The 16,608-nt window shown below is 39.7% G+C and carries 15 protein-coding genes; 10 read left to right on the top strand and 5 right to left on the bottom strand.

What is annotated here, in order from left to right; genetic code table 11:
* Positions 1 to 46: 46 nt before the first annotated feature.
* The 4 genes from hslV to RM552_RS00585 form a co-directional block, all read right to left on the bottom strand.
* Positions 47 to 571, bottom strand: coding sequence for an ATP-dependent protease subunit HslV (gene hslV / locus RM552_RS00600; RefSeq protein WP_311366860.1), 525 nt, complete (start codon positions 569 to 571; stop codon positions 47 to 49).
* 136 nt (positions 572 to 707) lie between these two features.
* Positions 708 to 1,313, bottom strand: coding sequence for an SPOR domain-containing protein (locus tag RM552_RS00595; protein ID WP_311366859.1), 606 nt, complete (start codon positions 1,311 to 1,313; stop codon positions 708 to 710).
* A gap of 219 nt (positions 1,314 to 1,532) precedes the next feature.
* Positions 1,533 to 3,758: a primosomal protein N' gene (locus tag RM552_RS00590; RefSeq protein ID WP_311366858.1), complete on the bottom strand. Its 2,226-nt coding sequence runs from the start codon at positions 3,756 to 3,758 to the stop codon at positions 1,533 to 1,535.
* The gene (locus tag RM552_RS00585; RefSeq protein WP_311366857.1) at positions 3,751 to 4,713 is read right to left on the bottom strand and encodes a hypothetical protein; all 963 of its coding nucleotides are present in this window, start codon (positions 4,711 to 4,713) and stop codon (positions 3,751 to 3,753) included. Before RM552_RS00585 ends, RM552_RS00590 begins: the two co-directional genes overlap by 8 nt.
* Before the next feature lie 241 nt (positions 4,714 to 4,954).
* On the opposite strand from RM552_RS00585, the gene rpmE reads away from it, so the two are divergent.
* Complete coding sequence (gene rpmE / locus RM552_RS00580) at positions 4,955 to 5,167, top strand: 50S ribosomal protein L31 (RefSeq protein ID WP_311366856.1); 213 nt, start codon at positions 4,955 to 4,957, stop codon at positions 5,165 to 5,167.
* Positions 5,168 to 5,283: 116 nt separating this feature from the next.
* Here rpmE and RM552_RS00575 read toward each other — a convergent pair whose 3' ends face one another.
* Entirely contained in the window at positions 5,284 to 6,231 is a 948-nt protein-coding gene (locus tag RM552_RS00575) for a choice-of-anchor H family protein (RefSeq protein WP_311366855.1), read from the bottom strand.
* 254 nt (positions 6,232 to 6,485) lie between these two features.
* On the opposite strand from RM552_RS00575, the gene katG reads away from it, so the two are divergent.
* The 9 genes from katG to RM552_RS00530 all read left to right on the top strand — a co-directional run bounded on the left by katG (position 6,486) and on the right by RM552_RS00530 (position 16,607).
* Positions 6,486 to 8,654 carry a catalase/peroxidase HPI gene (gene katG, locus RM552_RS00570; RefSeq protein ID WP_311366854.1) on the top strand — a complete coding sequence of 723 codons (2,169 nt, stop codon included), beginning with the start codon at positions 6,486 to 6,488 and terminating at the stop codon, positions 8,652 to 8,654.
* A gap of 498 nt (positions 8,655 to 9,152) precedes the next feature.
* Positions 9,153 to 9,974, top strand: a complete 822-nt coding sequence (locus RM552_RS00565) for a hypothetical protein (protein WP_311366853.1) — start codon at positions 9,153 to 9,155, stop codon at positions 9,972 to 9,974.
* Between the two features lie 222 nt (positions 9,975 to 10,196).
* Positions 10,197 to 10,523, top strand: a complete 327-nt coding sequence (locus tag RM552_RS00560; protein WP_311366852.1) for a PepSY domain-containing protein — start codon at positions 10,197 to 10,199, stop codon at positions 10,521 to 10,523.
* A 24-nt stretch (positions 10,524 to 10,547) separates the two neighbouring features.
* Positions 10,548 to 11,222: a response regulator transcription factor gene (locus RM552_RS00555; protein ID WP_311366851.1), complete on the top strand. Its 675-nt coding sequence runs from the start codon at positions 10,548 to 10,550 to the stop codon at positions 11,220 to 11,222.
* Positions 11,219 to 12,661 carry an ATP-binding protein gene (locus RM552_RS00550; protein WP_311366850.1) on the top strand — a complete coding sequence of 481 codons (1,443 nt, stop codon included), beginning with the start codon at positions 11,219 to 11,221 and terminating at the stop codon, positions 12,659 to 12,661. Before RM552_RS00555 ends, RM552_RS00550 begins: the two co-directional genes overlap by 4 nt.
* Positions 12,662 to 12,894: 233 nt before the next feature.
* The gene (locus tag RM552_RS00545; RefSeq protein ID WP_311366849.1) at positions 12,895 to 14,490 is read left to right on the top strand and encodes a methyl-accepting chemotaxis protein; all 1,596 of its coding nucleotides are present in this window, start codon (positions 12,895 to 12,897) and stop codon (positions 14,488 to 14,490) included.
* A gap of 4 nt (positions 14,491 to 14,494) precedes the next feature.
* A complete protein-coding gene (locus RM552_RS00540) occupies positions 14,495 to 15,547 on the top strand; it encodes a cytochrome-c peroxidase (RefSeq protein ID WP_311366848.1) in 1,053 nt (350 codons plus the stop codon).
* 9 nt (positions 15,548 to 15,556) lie between these two features.
* Entirely contained in the window at positions 15,557 to 15,880 is a 324-nt protein-coding gene (locus tag RM552_RS00535) for a cupredoxin domain-containing protein (protein ID WP_311366847.1), read from the top strand.
* A 4-nt stretch (positions 15,881 to 15,884) separates the two neighbouring features.
* Complete coding sequence (locus RM552_RS00530; protein ID WP_311366846.1) at positions 15,885 to 16,607, top strand: c-type cytochrome; 723 nt, start codon at positions 15,885 to 15,887, stop codon at positions 16,605 to 16,607.
* The last annotated feature ends 1 nt before the right edge of the window (position 16,608 follow it).

Genomic DNA, 16,608 nt, shown 5'->3' with positions numbered 1-16,608 from the left:
TATAAATCTATTTTAAATAACAGCATTATTAATGTGTAACGATTTGTTAAAAGTCGAGTGTTTCAACGGTTTGATTTTGATTGGTGAAAACACATATATCACCAGCAATAGTCAACGCCTTCTCGGCTATTTCTTGCGCACTTAAGTCGGTATTTTCAAGTAAGCCAGTCGCCGCTGCTTGCGCAAATGGGCCGCCTGATCCTATGGCAATCAGGTCGTTTTCAGGTTGCACTACGTCGCCTGTCCCGGTAATAATGAAAGAAGCGGTATGGTCTGCAACCGCCAACAAGGCCTCTAATCGCCTTAGTGCTCGGTCAGTTCGCCAATCTTTGGCCAGTTCTACGGCCGCTCTGGTCAAATGACCTTGATGAATTTCTAATTTGCTTTCAAAACGTTCAAATAGTGTAAATGCGTCGGCTGTTCCACCGGCAAAACCTGCCAGCACTTTACCTTGATATAAACGCCTTACTTTGCGGGCATTGCCTTTCATAACAGTGTTGCCAAGAGACACTTGGCCGTCTCCTGCAACTACCACTTGGTTGTTACGACGCACAGATACAATTGTAGTCATTAAATACTCCTGAAAAAATACACCTTTGGCAAGGTGTTTGACCATCTACTCGGTCATGTACAAGAGAAGTGGGGTTCTTAGTTTATAATTCAAGTTTACATTTTTTGTAAAATTGGTGATGTCAGCACGCAATGCACTACCAAATTTTACAGCCATTAATATTAGCTCTTTCAATTTCGTCGCGCACTCTCTCAGCAAGTCGTTTATTGTCATAAGTCCCTAACACAACTCGATACCAAATGCCTGTCTCCATATCGCTTACTTTTATTTGTGACTCCTTGCCAGCTAGGGCTATTTTAGCTCTCAGCTCTTCAGCTTGACTTGCCCTCTTAAACGAACCGCATTGCATAATATAAGTGCCAATACTCTTAATCGGCCCTTTTGCGTCAACTTCTACTGAATATTCAGGTAATGAATCTATATATTCCCATTCTTCATCATCTAACTCGGGTAAGGGGGGTAATTCCGCTACTTCAATTGCGCTATTGTTGTCTGCTATTGCGGTGTTTTTCACATCATTGGATGCTATAGATTGGTCTAAATTCTTGCTAGCAGCCTCAGACTCAGATTCAAGACTGCTTACCTTGTTTTGCTTATCGCTTTGGCTAAGTTGGTATAGCGCAAAAATAAATGACACAATTAATGCTACCGCCAATAATATTTTAAAAATAGGCAGTGATTGTTTTTTCTTTTTTGTTTGTTTGCGCTTTTGAGGCGTTCTTACATAGTCTTTGGTTGGCATAGTATTTATAAGCTTAATTGTTATTTTGTGCTGACTAAAGCGGCGAATAAAGCGTCGTTAATTAGTTATCGAGCAAGTATGTGCTGGCACCTGACAGTAGTATAGAAAAATAAACGCATAAACACTCGATATTTTTCGCCTATTTCGCCCAACTTAAGTCGCATTCAATTTTTAGGAAAGTATAATACTCCGATATCTCGTGACCCTAACAAAACGTAATTAGCTAAAATCAGCAGGCATAATATCAATTGCCCATCTCACTTTTGCAGACAATGAGTGCTTGTGTAAACTGTTGCGAACTTGCTCAAGCGCCTTATTCAAGTATTGATTAGTGTCTGCTTGAGCGACGCTTAGATAGCGGTATCTAGTTTGCTTTTTCTCTACGCCGGCAGGAAATGGACCAAAGTACCTTAAGTGTTTAAACTGCGAAAATAAGCTGTTTGCAAAAACCAAAAATGCCAATGCTGTTTTTTGATCAATGTGCTCAACTCTTAAACACGCTTGCCAACTTACCGGTGGCAAGTGCGCCGCGATTCGCTCTTGAAGTAAGGTCCTTGCAAAATGGCTATAACCATTATTGACTAAATCTTGCAATAGTGGATTACTCACCTGATAACTTTGCAACCAAACTTCGCCTGGCTTATTGGCTCGCCCTGCTCTACCAGAAAATTGAGTCACCAGTTGAGCTAATTTTTCTGGTGCTTTAAAGTCGCTGCTAAATAAATAAGAATCGACATTTAAAATAAGTGCAAGGGTTACGTTTTCAAAATGATGCCCTTTCGCAACTATTTGCGTGCCTACTAACAGTTGGTGTTTTTGTTGATTAATTTCGTCAAATAATGTGTTTAGTTTGCGCTTTCCTCGAGTGCTGTCACTATCAATACGCACACATGAATAACTGGGAAATTGCTCAGTCAAAAAGGTCTGGATTTGTTCCGTGCCAACTCCCTGAGTTGTAACACTTTGTGATGAACAAACACTACATTTTGGTTTAAACGAGTGTGCATTATAAGCTTTATTTTGCCCACAACGATGACACTGCAAGTTATTTGTTGTTACATGAACGGTAAATGGGGTGTCACAATCGTTGCAAGTTTCGACGTGGCCGCACTCTGTGCAAATTAATGCTGGCGCATATCCTCTTCGGTTCACAAAAATGAGTACTTGTTCACCCTTTTTTAGAGTTTGCTCAATGCGCACTAACATGGCAGGCGCAATCCCCGATTGCAAGGGTAAACCAGTTAAATCCATAAGTTTCATAACCGGCATTGCTGCACCACCGGCACGCTGCAATAATTGTAAATGGCGATACTTTTTGTTTAATGCATTATGCAAAGTTTCGAGCGCAGGACTAGCACTTCCTAAGACCAAACTAATATCGTATTGTTTAGCCCTATATGCAGCCACATCGCGAGCATGGTAACGCAGTCCATCTTGTTGTTTAAATGACTCATCGTGTTCTTCGTCAACGATTATCATCCCCAAATCAGCAAAGGGCATAAATACTGCCGACCGCGTACCTATCACAATACCAAGCTGATTATGCTTAGCTTTTTGCCATACTTTAAGCCGCTCCGCATCGGTTAAACCAGAATGCCATACCGCCACTACATCGCCAAAACGACGTTGAAAACGCTTAACCGTTTGAGGTGTTAAACCTATTTCGGGCACCAAAAGCAACACTTGTTTACCAAGTAGTAGCTTTTCTTCGATGACTTGCAAATAGACTTCTGTTTTGCCACTACCCGTCACACCCTCTATCAAAAAAACAGTAAATTGACTTGCCTGATTAATGCTCGCAATTGCAATCGATTGTTCTGGGTTGGGGCGCTGTTTACTGCCCAGGACTATTTGTTGCTGCCATTGTCCGGTAGGCTCTGGCTTTTCCACGAGTTCGATTAGGTTTTTTTCTTGTAGACCTTTAATTACTGTGTTGGAAAATTCAGATTTAAGCTGACTTAGGCGCAAATCGTGCTCACTTACACGTTCATACAAGTTTAACTGCTGCTTACTACGCGCCAGCAATTGCGCCGCGCGTTGTTTGTCCTCACTTGAAAATGCCTGCTTTGATGTTAAATAGTATATCGCCGCCGGAGTAGCGCTAGCGCCTTTATTCAGAGCACTTGGCAACATAGTCGCAAAGACTTCACCAACTGGCGCAATGTAAAACTGTGCAAGCCATTGTGCTAGTTTTAATAATGTTGCATCAAATAGTGCTACTTGATCCAAACATTCAAGCACATTTTTTATTTTTGTAGATTCTAAAGTTGAGTCATTGGACAGCTCTACAACAATACCAAGCACTTTCCTTTTACCAAATGGCACTAAAACTCGCCCGCCAATTACTACTTGTTGAGATTGCTCAGCATTTAAAGCGTAGTCAAAATAGGTATACAAAGGCAACGGCATGGCCACCTTTGCATAGTGTTGTAAAGGCTCACTCATCTTGCATCAAATACTCAATCGCCGCTTTTGCCATTAGTCCATTTTGATGGCCTACATTTGGCACTGTAACAAGTTGCCACTCAAAATCGATGTTTTGAGTGTGCGCTTTAAGCTGCGCTTGAGCAAAAAATGTATGCCCACGAGCAAGTCTATGCGGACCTTGCAACATAGCCTGTTCAGCCTTACGTAAACTCCTATGGTTGGGGTCATTGTCGTCTTCACCCAACAAGACTAACAAAGGCTTTTGCAACGCCTTGGTGATATCGGCTTGGGTTGCTGTGGTGTTTTTCAATCCATAAGGGAAATTAAGCTCAAAATTTGGCATGGTATACCACCCAGCATTGGCGCTTATTATTTTAGATGCTCGTGCTTCTGGCACAAAATATATAAAGCGATGAACAAACTGTGAACCTGCAGAGTGACCATACATCATATAAGTCGATTGTGTGTTTTGATAGGCTCTCTTGACATATGAAAATAGTGGCTCGATTGCTGAGTAAGACCATTGTGCTTTTATATTCTTACTTTGATAATCGCTTCCTGCAGCAAACATGTTACCTAAGTTATACCCGTCAGCCCCGGGAAAGTCCTCTCTAGAGAACTGCGGCACAATTAATAATATATTGTTTTGTTCTGCATGGTCAGCCCATTCGTCACGATAACGATCGGCGTCTCGATTTGTGCCATGCATAACAAACAACACTTTTGTGTGTTGATTATATGCTTTAGGTTTGTATGCCCACACTTTTATCGCCGGTCCTTGCCACTGTGTAAACAAAAATAGATGTTTGCCTACCGGCGCTTGGCTAGGACGTTCTTTATTGGCACTTTGTTGGTTGGTTTGTTCACATGCAATCAAAAACACACACACCAAAGCAGTGCAGCTAACAATAAGCAAGCGTTTGATTGCCAATAATCTATTTACCGGTATTACCGGCTTGTTTAGCTTGTACATTACTCTCACTTTATTATCGCAAAAACTGCTTTGGTTATTATAATATACCTCTAAATACAGTTAATACACACACAATAAAGCATTATATAAAAACAAATAACTTGATGCTTTGGCCAGTTTTGTATAATATGCGCGCTCCAAAATTCAGAGTGTTGATTGTTCAGCACTCATTTTAATTAACGACGCTTGGTGTGCGACTTCGGGTTGTATAGCGAGGCGGCCTAAAAAATATAGGTAACCCATGAAAGCTGATATTCATCCTACATATGAAGAAATAACCGCAACATGTTCTTGCGGCAATGTACTTAAAGTGCGCTCTACGCTAGGTAAAGACATTAACCTTGACGTATGTTCTGCTTGTCACCCGTTCTACACAGGTAAGCAACGTAATGTTGACACCGGTGGCCGTGTTGACAAGTTCAAGAAACGTTTTGGTGCACTTAGCAAGAAATAAATACAACAGTCGCTTTAGTAAAAGCACTCTTGTTAAAAACCGCTTTGCTCTATTGAGTTCAGCGGTTTTTTTGTATTAGCTCCTCTTTATCAAGTTAAAAATCGACAATATTGCCCTCAGTCTTTTTTGGTGAAAAGAATTCGCAAGGTAAAGACAATAAGCAAGCCTATAATCATGAAACTTGAAAAACTTCCTGCACCAATAGACACACTTGTAGTAACTGTTTCCACCACATAGATATCACGATCGGCACTTTCTAGCGGTAATGCATATAATGAATCGAGCTGCTCCCCACTCACCGTTGCCACAATATCGCTATAACCTACTTCATATAAATCAATGAGTACATCATAGTGTTGTGTACTAAAACCTAAATCTAAGGTAGTTAATACTTCAAACTCATCCTCGTCGGTATCATCAAAAATGGTAAATGACTCAGTAGTAAAATATAGCTCCCATGGACCACCATCTCGGCTAAGATATAAATCAGCGAATACTTGCGCCCGTTGACCAGCGTAAGCGCCATATACATCAGCGTCGAAGCTAACACTAAATGTCTGATAAAAACCATCACTGTCATTGTCTTCAAACAAACGACTATTTGCTGAATAGATATCAAATTCTAGATACTCTCTAATGGCTTGAGATTTTCCGCTTTGCGAGCTGCTGTTTTCTGAAGCAAGTGCATCAAATGATTGATTAACCTTATTCAAATGCTCTAATTTGCGTTCTGCCATTACCTGCTCACGGGTTTTACGTTCTATTTGCAATGTCTCTAGTTGGTTTATCGCATCAAAAGCAAATAATTGTGCTTCATTCTTGCCTTTCGCGAATTTACTTAGTTTTTGCTTTGGAATTTGCCCATCATAATTCACTATTATGGAACGCACGCTTTGTTTGTTTTTTAGCTCTGCCTCTGCAACTGCGTTCATCCCAGAGAATAAACTAAGCAACAAAAATATAGCGCACTTTCCTAATGATTTGAGTTGCTTTGGCAATGAATAAGTAGAAAATGTTTGCGCGCTATTTTCAGTAATTTCATGTGTTAACGTACTTTTTTTCATGACTAATCTCCGCTCTTTATGCAGTCAATTTTGCTTCAATTAGGTACTATTTTAATAAAGGCAAATGAATGGAAGCTGAACGTTACCTAAAGCCTAAGTTCTTCAAAATGAATGAGCTTTCAAAGGCTATAAATAGACACAAACGATTGAATCAATCTGTTTTATTCAGATGAATACTTTATGTAAAGGTCTATAGTTAATGAGGTAATTAACTTGAGACGAAAGCTCGTCATATAAATCTATCGGAGATTAAAATGTCAAAATCAACAGCAAGTGGCTGCCCTGTTATGCATGGTGGTAACACAGGGTCAAATGACTCAGTAACAAAATGGTGGCCCGAAACATTAAACCTAGATATTTTGCACCAACACGATGCTCGCACAGATCCGATGGATAGCGATTACAACCATCGTAATGCAGTAAAAAACTTAGATTTCGAAGCTGTAAAATCTGATTTAAGAACCTTACTAACTGATAGCCAAGACTGGTGGCCAGCTGATTGGGGTCACTATGGTGGACTCATGATTCGATTAGCATGGCACTCGGCTGGTTCATATCGTATGGGTGATGGCAGGGGCGGCGCAGGCTCTGGAAATATTCGCTTTGCACCATTAAACTCGTGGCCCGACAATGCAAGCTTAGACAAAGCACGTCGTTTATTGTGGCCTATGAAAAAGAAATACGGAAATGCATTAAGCTGGGCCGACTTGATTATTCTAAGTGGCAATATTGCATATGAATCCATGGGACTTAAAACTTTCGGTTTTGGTTTTGGCCGAGAAGACATTTGGGGACCAGAAAAAGACGTTTATTGGGGTGGTGAGAACGAGTGGTTAGCCCCGTCTGAGAATCGTTATGGTGATTTAGAAACTCCCAGTACACTAGAAAACCCCTTAGCGGCCGTGCATATGGGTTTAATTTACGTTAATCCAGAAGGTGTTAACGGCAACCCTGACCCTGCTAAAACGGCTCTGCATATCAGAGAAACCTTTTCGCGTATGGCGATGAACGACGAAGAAACTGCTGCTTTAACTTGTGGTGGACATACCGTTGGTAAAGCACATGGTGCCACAGACGGAAGCGACATTGGCCCAGAGCCAGAAGGCTGCCCCATACATAAACAAGCGCTTGGCTGGGAAAATCCACAACATAATGGCAAAGCCAATAAAACGTTTACCTCAGGCATTGAGGGTGCTTGGACAAAAGAGCCCCTTAAATTTGACATGGGATATTTTGACTATTTATTTAACTATGAATGGGAATTGACAAAATCACCGGCGGGTGCGCATCAGTATCAACCCGTTAACATGCCTGAAAGCGAAAAACCTGCTGATCCGACTGATTTGTCTGTCAAAAGAATGCCAATGATGACTGATGCAGATATGGCGATGAAGGTCGACCCCATTTATCACGATATATGTCAGAAATTTATGCAAGACCCTGCTTATTTTCAAGACACCTTTGCCAGAGCTTGGTTTAAGTTGACTCACAGAGACATGGGACCAAGCGCTAATTATTTGGGTCCTGATGTACCCAATGAAGAATTAATATGGCAAGACCCTATACCACTTGGGTCAAGCGATTATGACATTGCTACAGTCAAAGCAAAACTTGCGGCAAGTGGTTTGTCTTCTGCTGACATGATTGCGACCGCATGGGATAGTGCTAGAACCTATCGCGGCTCAGATAAACGCGGCGGCGCCAACGGTGCTCGTATTCGATTAGCACCTCAAAAAGACTGGGTAGCGAATGAGCCTGAGCGCTTAACTAAGGTTTTGGGTGTGATTGAAGATATTGCTTCACAAACGGGAGCATCTATTGCTGATACTATTGTTTTAGCTGGTAATGTTGGCCTTGAACAATCCATTAAAGCTGCCGGATTTGACATTGAAGTCCCGTTTGCAGCAGGTCGAGGTGATGCTTCTGATAAGCAAACAGATGCAGAAAGCTTTGAGGTATTGCAAGTGCTTGCCGATGGTTTTAGGAATTTTCAACTTAAAGAATATGCCGTTTCACCTGAAGCTATGATGCTAGACCGCGCCCAATTACTGGGACTATCTGCATCGGAGATGACAGTGTTAGTTGGTGGCATGAGAGTATTAGGCACTAACTTTGCAGGTTCTTTGCATGGTGTGTTTACAGACACAGTGGGCCAACTTAGCACCGACTTTTTTGTCAACTTAACCGATATGTCGATGTCATGGGAGCCACTAGGTGATGGTACTTATGAATTGAAAGACAGAGTCACTGGCAAACGGAGATACACGGCTACCAGCGCAGATTTAGTCTTTGGTTCAAACTCAGTGCTTCGTTCATATGCTGAACTTTATGCGCAAGATGACAACGCAGAAAAATTTGTGCGAGACTTCGTGGCTGCCTGGAACAAAGTAATGAACAACGACCGCTTTGATCTTTTGGACTAGTTGTACTTGTTTGCTAGTTTAATTTTAATAACGCCGGCAATTGCCGGCATTATTTTTATTGTCACTAAATAAACATATTGTCATCTTGCTCATAGTATTGTCTTTTGCCCTTATGTCTTGCAGTCGAGAGCAAGGGCATATGAATGAAAAAAAACTAAGCCGTCTACAGATCAAGCGGAAAAAGCGGTAGCTATAGTAAAACCCGACCCAGCTCTAGTTGAACATCGCTCGCTTACTCGATATGGATATTGATGCCTTTATTGAAGACAATTTTGTTGGTGCATCTTTGCTGCGGCGAAAGGCTTTTGTGCTAAGACTTTAAATCACTACTAAAGAGTGATAATGCTTCTCTTTAAGAACCCACATGTCGACTATTTCCCACTATCAAAAGATATGTCAATATATTCGGCCATATTTTCAGTGTATATTGGTTCGCGCAAAACGCTAAAAATAAGATTAAAACACTAAAAATAAGCAAAAAATACACGGAGCGCTTGTATGTCAGAAAACCAACAACAAAAAGAAGAAGAAAGCATTAGTAGCGAGGTCTTTGACGAAATTAAAACCGAGTCTACAGGCTTAGTAAAAGGTTTAGTGGATGAAGTGTTTGGAGATTTCCTTAAGTTTTTAAGCATACTAACAACAACCGCTTATTGGTTTTATCGCCCTTTGAGTATCAATTCAAAAGATCACCAAGATCCCTCTTCGCGATTTATGAACGATCTCCAATTAGCAAAGTCTTTGTTCTTTCTATTGATCATTTTTTTGGTCATTGGAGGCACTGCAGAATCTGATAGTACCGATGTTTGGATACATCAAGCTATGTTTCTTGTTGTGTTCAGTTTCTTTTTAATTGTGTTTATTGTAATGGGCAAAATTTGGTGTGTATTCGCTAGGCCAACAATTGATGACAATCGTCAATTCAGCGCTAATTTATTGTATCAAGGCTGCACATTGATATTTATTCAAGGCATACTTTTTGGTTTTTTCGATTTAACAATTTTAGAAACAGTTGATAATCCAACAACATTAGAAAATGCCAGTAATACGACAGGATTGAATTATGACAATCAAGAATTTAACACCCTTGCCCTTATAACGGTGTTTTTAATACCCTACTTTCATACTCTCTATTTCTTCCATAAATTGAGCCAGGCCTATAGCGTTAAACAAAAGAAGCTTGGGATGATTTATGTCATAGTTGTAATTGCTGTATTCTTATTTTTTGTGAGCATTGTCAACGAAGTGTTCTTATCTGAAGATTCTCCAGACTATGAGGAAATTAGCAAATTTACGCCATCGAGCATTGGCAATCATTAAAGCTTGTTGATCTTTACTGTGTGATTTCAAAGTGCGTAATAACAAAGTTATTACTGAATTATCCAACATTCAGCTAATGTTCAGCTAGCAAATATAATAATAAGTGCTTTAGTGCCATTAATTAAATGAGGTTCTGTAAACCTGTATTATTAGCAAACACTAGGTTCCTTATTTGTTAAGGATCTTTTAAACTGACACCATAGACTTTGATGGATTTATTGAATGAAATTTACTTTAGTATTGATATTGTTCGGATTATGCATGCTTCCATTACAAGAAGCGCGCGCAAACAATGCTGTCAGTAATGCTCTGAAAATAAGTACTCCAACTTCAGGCTTTTTACGCAGCAATAATGCTCGAGACTTAAAAGTAAAAAGCCGTCAACAAGCTACTTCATTGGTAAAATCGCGGTACAGAGCGAAGGTTATAAGTGTCAGTTCAAGCAAAGTGAATGGTAATCCTGGTTATAAGGCAAAACTCTTAGGGAATGATGGCACCGTTTTTTATGTTTATGTCGATGCTAAATCGGGACAAATGAGAAGACGATAATCCTTTGTTTAAATAGGAACTGCCATGCGTTTATTACTTGTTGAAGATGACCAAACTTTACAAAATAACTTAAAACAGCATTTGTTATCGGCCAACTTTACAGTAGACGCCGCTTGCGATGGTGAAGAAGGACTATTTCAGGGTCAAGAGTACGAATACGATGCAGCTATTATAGATTTAGGCTTACCCAAACTTGATGGCATTAAGCTTATTACAGAATTGCGTAGAGACCATCACGATTACCCAATTCTTATTCTTACAGCGCGCGATAATTGGCAAGATAAAGTCGAAGGCTTAGATGCTGGTGCTGATGACTATCTGAGCAAGCCATTCCATCCAGAAGAACTCATTGCGCGACTTAACGCCCTTATTAGACGGTCGGTTGGAAAGGCAAGCCCACTGATTAAAAATGGCCCGCTATGCTTAAACATCAGCAGTCATGAAATTACAATGGCGGGAAAAATTATTAGTTTGAGTGGGTCTGAATATAAATTATTTGCTTATTTAATGATGCATATTGGCGAAGTAAAATCTAAAAGTGTTTTGATAGAGCATATTTATGACCAAGATTTTGATTTAGACTCTAATGTTATTGAAGTATTTGTTCGCCGTTTACGAAAAAAGCTCGACCCAGAGGGTAAATTCGATCTGATCGAAACGCTCAGGGGCCAGGGTTATAAACTTAAACATTTAACATGATTAACTCACTAAACTCCCTTCGCACACGAATTTTAATCAGTGCACTCTTGATTGTGATAATTGTATTGCCTGGCATTGGTATTGCTTTAAATAATGCGTTTGAACAGCAAGTGAAAGAGAATGTGCAAGACCAACTTAACGCTTATTTTTACTCTATCTTGGCTGTTACTGAGTTTGAGAATAACGAATTACTAATGCCTGAGGTATTGCTAGAAAACCAGTTCAACGTGATTAACTCGGGTTTATATGCGCTTATTTCTAACAATGCTAATACTATTATTTCAAATAATGAAAATATCAACAAAACTGCCACAGGAAATCCAGAAAACACGAGTTTTGAGTCTCGTATTTTATGGTTTTCAAATTCTTTTTTAGGTGTTAATGAAACTTTAAATCTTGCTAAAACACTACCACAACCAGAGCTCGGGGAAAGTGATTTTGGGCAAATCGAACTCAATCAAGAAATGCATTTTATTTATAGCTTCAGTGTGCGATTTGATCAGGCTACTGAAACCGATGCTGGCACCCCACTATCACCTGTAATTACGCTCCATATCATTAAAGATTTAGCGAGTTTGAGTCAGCAAGTTGAAAGCTTCCAGCGTCAATTATGGGTGTGGTTAGTTGCCTTAATTGTTATCCTGCTAATTATTCAACTGTTTTGGCTTGTATGGACACTTAAACCCCTTGCACGCTTTACGAAAGAATTAAACGCTATACAAGATGGTAAAATTGAACAGTTGTCTGAGCAGTATCCAAACGAATTAAAAGCTGTCGCAAGGCAACTAAATACATTATTAACAAACGAGCAGCGCCAACGTCAGCGTTATCGCAATTCATTATCTGACTTAGCTCATAGCCTAAAAACGCCTTTGGCGGTTATGCAAAGTCAACAAGACTTGAATTCTGATTCACAAGAACAAATTAGCCACATAAACCATATAATCAGCCGTCAACTTAAACGGGCTAAGAGCGCCGGTAATCAAGCTTGGCACTTAGGCATAGAAGTAACACAGGTAGTCGACAAGTTGTGCGCCGCTCTGGCGAAAATTTATCCCCACATTCACATTAAATATGGCCAAAAACCTAGTACTGAGCTTATTTTCCGTGGTGACGAAAGTGACTTAACCGAAATATTAGGGAATCTATTAGACAATGCCTGTAAAGCAGCTCAAAGACAAATATTACTAAATGTATATAAAGACGAAAGTTTGCTTGTAATAAGCATTGAAGACGATGGCAATGGTATACCTGAAACGCAAAAACTGACAATACTCGATCGTGGCAAAAGGGCCGATACATATGACCAAGGTCACGGTATTGGCTTGTCTATAGTATTAGATTTAGTGCATAGTTACGAAGGCACTTTGACTATTGGAGAATCGACGGTTTTGGGCGGTGCTAGATTTGCAATTAGCTTCAACACCTCTAAAAATTAAGCGGCTAACAACGTACTTATAAGTAATACTTTAGTCTATTTTTCCATTATGAAGTAAATATGAAATAAATAAACTGCATATATATCAATCAAGTATGTGTTTGTTAAAAAAGATCACTTCCATATATTAAAAAAATTTAATGTTAAACCGATAACCTTATAGTAGCTATTGCAATTAGGTCATGGTCGTTAATGTTAAATCCAGTAAGTTATGTACGTAATCTTAAGTGGTCAGTGAAATTATTTTTAATTTCAGCACCCGCCATCTTGATTTCTGTTGTTGTCGCATCAAGTAGCATATGGTCAATGCTCTCACAGAGCCATGCAAACACAAATGCTGTGCAAGCAGCTAAGCATAAACAAACTGTGATTTATGAGGTTATTGACGCTATTCAAGCTAGCCATATTTATTTACTTGCGTTAGTTGCAAGTACCGACAGTGCAGACATCCGAAAAAACGCGATTGGTTCAATTAAGTCTTTCTCCATTATTGACGAAGCTATGGCAAAAGCAATTGAAAAATATCCCTTACAGAATCAATTCAAAACATTAAAAGACGACATCACCGCACTTAAACCTGTGTCGATGCAAATTATTAAGTATGGAAAACGCAATAAAGATAATGAAGCGATGACGATACTTAACGAAAACGAAGATAAATATGCGGCTGTTCAAAAGGCAGCATCTGCAATTTTAGCAAATGAACAAGAACAACTTAGTGAACTAGTCCAACAAAACCAAATACGTAGTGCACAATTTGGATGGATACTCGCAGGTGTTATAGTCATTTCAATTATACTGACATCCCTGTTTATATGGGTAACTGCAAGATACTTATCAACTTCTATCGAGCGTATTAAGGGGCGCTTAGATGATTTTGCTAAAGGCGATTTAACGCATTCAATAAACAAAGAACAATGCAGTGATGAAATTGGCATGGCGCTCGACACGTTGCTTGACTCAATATCAATAGTCAACAAAATTGTAAACGGTATTCGAAACGAAACCAATCAGGTTAATGTCAGCTCACAAAACCTCGAACAATACTCAAATCAGACACTGGATGGTTTGAATACTATTAGAGAGGAAATTGAAGAGCTTAAAAAGCAGATTATCCTGGTTGGAGAATCTGCCAACGATATGAGTACAAATTTAGACGATTCTATTACCTTAGCCGAAGAGGTAACTGATAAGAATCAGCATGCAGAATCAGCCATTTTTGCAAGTGTCGAAAGACTAAGTAAATTCAAAACAAACAGTCAAACTGTGATAGATAACACTGCCGCTTTTGCACAATCTGCGAATAAAATTGGTGATATTACCGGTACGATTAACGCTATCTCTGAACAAACAAATCTACTGGCGTTAAATGCTGCAATTGAAGCCGCTAGGGCGGGCGAACAAGGGCGAGGCTTTGCGGTTGTTGCCGATGAAGTTCGACAATTAGCAAAACGTTCGACTAATGCGGTGACAGAGATATCTGAATTAGCCAATGAAATGAATGCAAGAATTAAAGACACAGTCACATTATTTGAAGACAACGTCGCTGACCTTGATACAAACGTTTCGCAGCTAGAAAGTCTTACTCAAGCAGCTAAACAAAGTAGTGAAAGCGCCTCTTCATCAATATGCAGAATTAAGACCGCAAAAGAATCATATAAAGTCCAACAACAATTCGTCAATAACATCGAATTATTTTTAGAAAAGCTAAACACGGTTTCGAGTAAGACGCAAAGTGATATGAAGTCTTTATGTAATGAGTCAATGAACTTAAATACAAGTACGCATTCGCTTGACGATTTAGTCGCTTCCTTTAAAACAGAAGGTTAACACCATGAAACTCAAACACGCTTTTTTGTTATTCATATTGGTATTTTTACCAATAGAGACAATATCTGCTCAAACTGAAAATGAATTTATACTTGAAGCAGGACATGAGAGTCTACAAGTTTGGCTGTTACCAAAAACACCTGAGTCTCCTGCAGACAATCAGCCTAATGCCGAGCGTATCGAATTGGGCAAAAAACTCTTTTTTGACCCACGTCTAAGTGGCGCAAAAAATATGTCATGTGCAACTTGCCATAATCCTGTATTCGGATGGTCTGATGGACTACCCACCGCCTTAGGCAACAAAAGTATGGTATTAGGTAGAGCTTCTCCAACAGTGGTAAATACCGGGTATAATTCTATTCAAATGTGGGATGGCCGAAAAGCTACTCTTGAGGACCAAGCCTTAGGGCCAATGAAAGCCCATGAAGAAATGAATATGGATTTGGATGCATTAATCAAATTCATGTCGGCCAACGAAGAATATTCAGCGCATTTTAAGCGTGCTTATCCCGATACAGGCGTATCTGAAGCAAGTATTGCCAAAGCAATAGCCGCTTTTGAAAGAACTATAATCAGCCGCACATCGCCTTTCGATAAATGGGTAGCAGGTGATGAGTCAGCATTAAGTCCGCAACAAATCAACGGATTTAAGGTATTTTTAGATCCTGAAAAAGGTAATTGTAGCGTGTGTCATCAAGCACCAAATTTCACTGACAATGGCTTTCACAATTTAGGATTAGCTTCATACGGTAAAGAAAATCCAGATATGGGCCGGTATACCCAAAGGCCGCTCAGATTAATGAAAGGCGCTTTTAAAACCCCAACTATGCGCGACATTGCACTTACCGCACCATACTTCCATGATGGTTCTGCCGCTAACTTACGAGAAGTGGTAGAGCATTATCAAAGTGGTGGGGTGATTAAAACTAACATTGCACCTAATTTTACTGCCGCCAAACTCAGTGACCAAGAAGTTGATGATCTAATTGCTTTTATGCAAGCACTATCATCACCTCAAGCACCTTTTACACTGCCTATTTTACCCTTAGAACACTAGGACTATATTATGAAACTTTTCAAATTATTATCATTATGTTTACTCACCCTCAGCGTCTCGAGTTTCGCATTAGAAACTATTGAGGTCGAACAAAAAAACAAAGAGTTTAGCGAGAAAGAAATTACCATTAAACAAGGTGATAAGGTTAAATTTACTAATCAAGACCCCTTTTTCCACAACGTATTTAGTTTATCCGACGCTAAATTCTTTGATTTAGGTTCGTTTCCAAAAGGCGAATTTAAAGAAGTAACCTTTGAAGAAGCAGGCGAAGTTGAAGTGGAATGCGCCATTCATCCTAATATGAAAATGACTATCAAAGTCGAGAAAAAGTAATACCATGATTAAAGAGACGAAGCAAAGTGTGCATAGCAACAAAAGAACACCGCTACTATTATTAGCGCTTGTAATTTTGCTTACCTGCTTTCAGAGCGGACTAGTTGCCAAAGAAAAGACCTATCCTACATTAGAGCGTGGAGCTGAGGTATTTAAGCAACGTTGTACCCTTTGTCACGGCTCACAAGGTATGGGCGAAGGACGTATACCTTTAAAAATCAAAAGTTACCCGGATACAAATATCGTCAATGCCAGCAAGGCGAAAACAAAAGACGACATCCACAATACTATTGTATATGGAGGCTTGCTTGAGGGTATTGACAAGTATATGCCACCAATGGGTGATGAATTGACGTGGACAGAAATCGAATCAGTTGCCATGTTTGTTTTCGCATTGCGCCAAGATCCTGAAAAGCATTTAGCCTTATTGCGAGCTAAATCGGACCAAACAGTCAGTAGTTCGTTAGGTCGAGATACGTATTCTGCACGCTGCGTATTGTGTCATGGCAAGAATGGCCTTGGCGACGGCCGTATGTCCAAAATTATTAAGTCACCACCTCCTTTTAATCTAACTGTAAGCGCTGTTCCTGCAGAGTACATAAAGCTAATAGTAAGCAAAGGTGGTAAAGAGCTAGGTCGTTCAGAGCAAATGCCTCCGTGGGGTGACCAATTGTCTGAAGACGAAATAAATGCTGTCACAGAGTATCTTATTTCTATTCGTGAGTAGA

The organism is Glaciecola petra (assembly GCF_031846345.1).
In the GTDB taxonomy this organism is placed as follows: domain Bacteria; phylum Pseudomonadota; class Gammaproteobacteria; order Enterobacterales; family Alteromonadaceae; genus Glaciecola; species Glaciecola petra.
This window is presented reverse-complemented; position numbering and strand designations above follow the sequence as displayed.

Excerpts from the sequence above, each read along its gene's own strand:
- RM552_RS00560 (WP_311366852.1), top strand. The coding sequence starts at position 10,197 with ATGAAATTTACTTTAGTATTGATATTGTTCGGATTATGCATGCTTCCA.
- katG (WP_311366854.1), top strand. The coding sequence starts at position 6,486 with ATGTCAAAATCAACAGCAAGTGGCTGCCCTGTTATGCATGGTGGTAAC.
- RM552_RS00535 (WP_311366847.1), top strand. The coding sequence starts at position 15,557 with ATGAAACTTTTCAAATTATTATCATTATGTTTACTCACCCTCAGCGTC.
- RM552_RS00590 (WP_311366858.1), bottom strand. The coding sequence starts at position 3,758 with ATGAGTGAGCCTTTACAACACTATGCAAAGGTGGCCATGCCGTTGCCT.
- RM552_RS00565 (WP_311366853.1), top strand. The coding sequence starts at position 9,153 with ATGTCAGAAAACCAACAACAAAAAGAAGAAGAAAGCATTAGTAGCGAG.
- RM552_RS00530 (WP_311366846.1), top strand. The coding sequence starts at position 15,885 with ATGATTAAAGAGACGAAGCAAAGTGTGCATAGCAACAAAAGAACACCG.
- RM552_RS00550 (WP_311366850.1), top strand. The coding sequence starts at position 11,219 with ATGATTAACTCACTAAACTCCCTTCGCACACGAATTTTAATCAGTGCA.
- RM552_RS00595 (WP_311366859.1), bottom strand. The coding sequence starts at position 1,313 with ATGCCAACCAAAGACTATGTAAGAACGCCTCAAAAGCGCAAACAAACA.
- RM552_RS00555 (WP_311366851.1), top strand. The coding sequence starts at position 10,548 with ATGCGTTTATTACTTGTTGAAGATGACCAAACTTTACAAAATAACTTA.
- RM552_RS00585 (WP_311366857.1), bottom strand. The coding sequence starts at position 4,713 with ATGTACAAGCTAAACAAGCCGGTAATACCGGTAAATAGATTATTGGCA.
- RM552_RS00540 (WP_311366848.1), top strand. The coding sequence starts at position 14,495 with ATGAAACTCAAACACGCTTTTTTGTTATTCATATTGGTATTTTTACCA.
- hslV (WP_311366860.1), bottom strand. The coding sequence starts at position 571 with ATGACTACAATTGTATCTGTGCGTCGTAACAACCAAGTGGTAGTTGCA.
- RM552_RS00575 (WP_311366855.1), bottom strand. The coding sequence starts at position 6,231 with ATGAAAAAAAGTACGTTAACACATGAAATTACTGAAAATAGCGCGCAA.
- rpmE (WP_311366856.1), top strand. The coding sequence starts at position 4,955 with ATGAAAGCTGATATTCATCCTACATATGAAGAAATAACCGCAACATGT.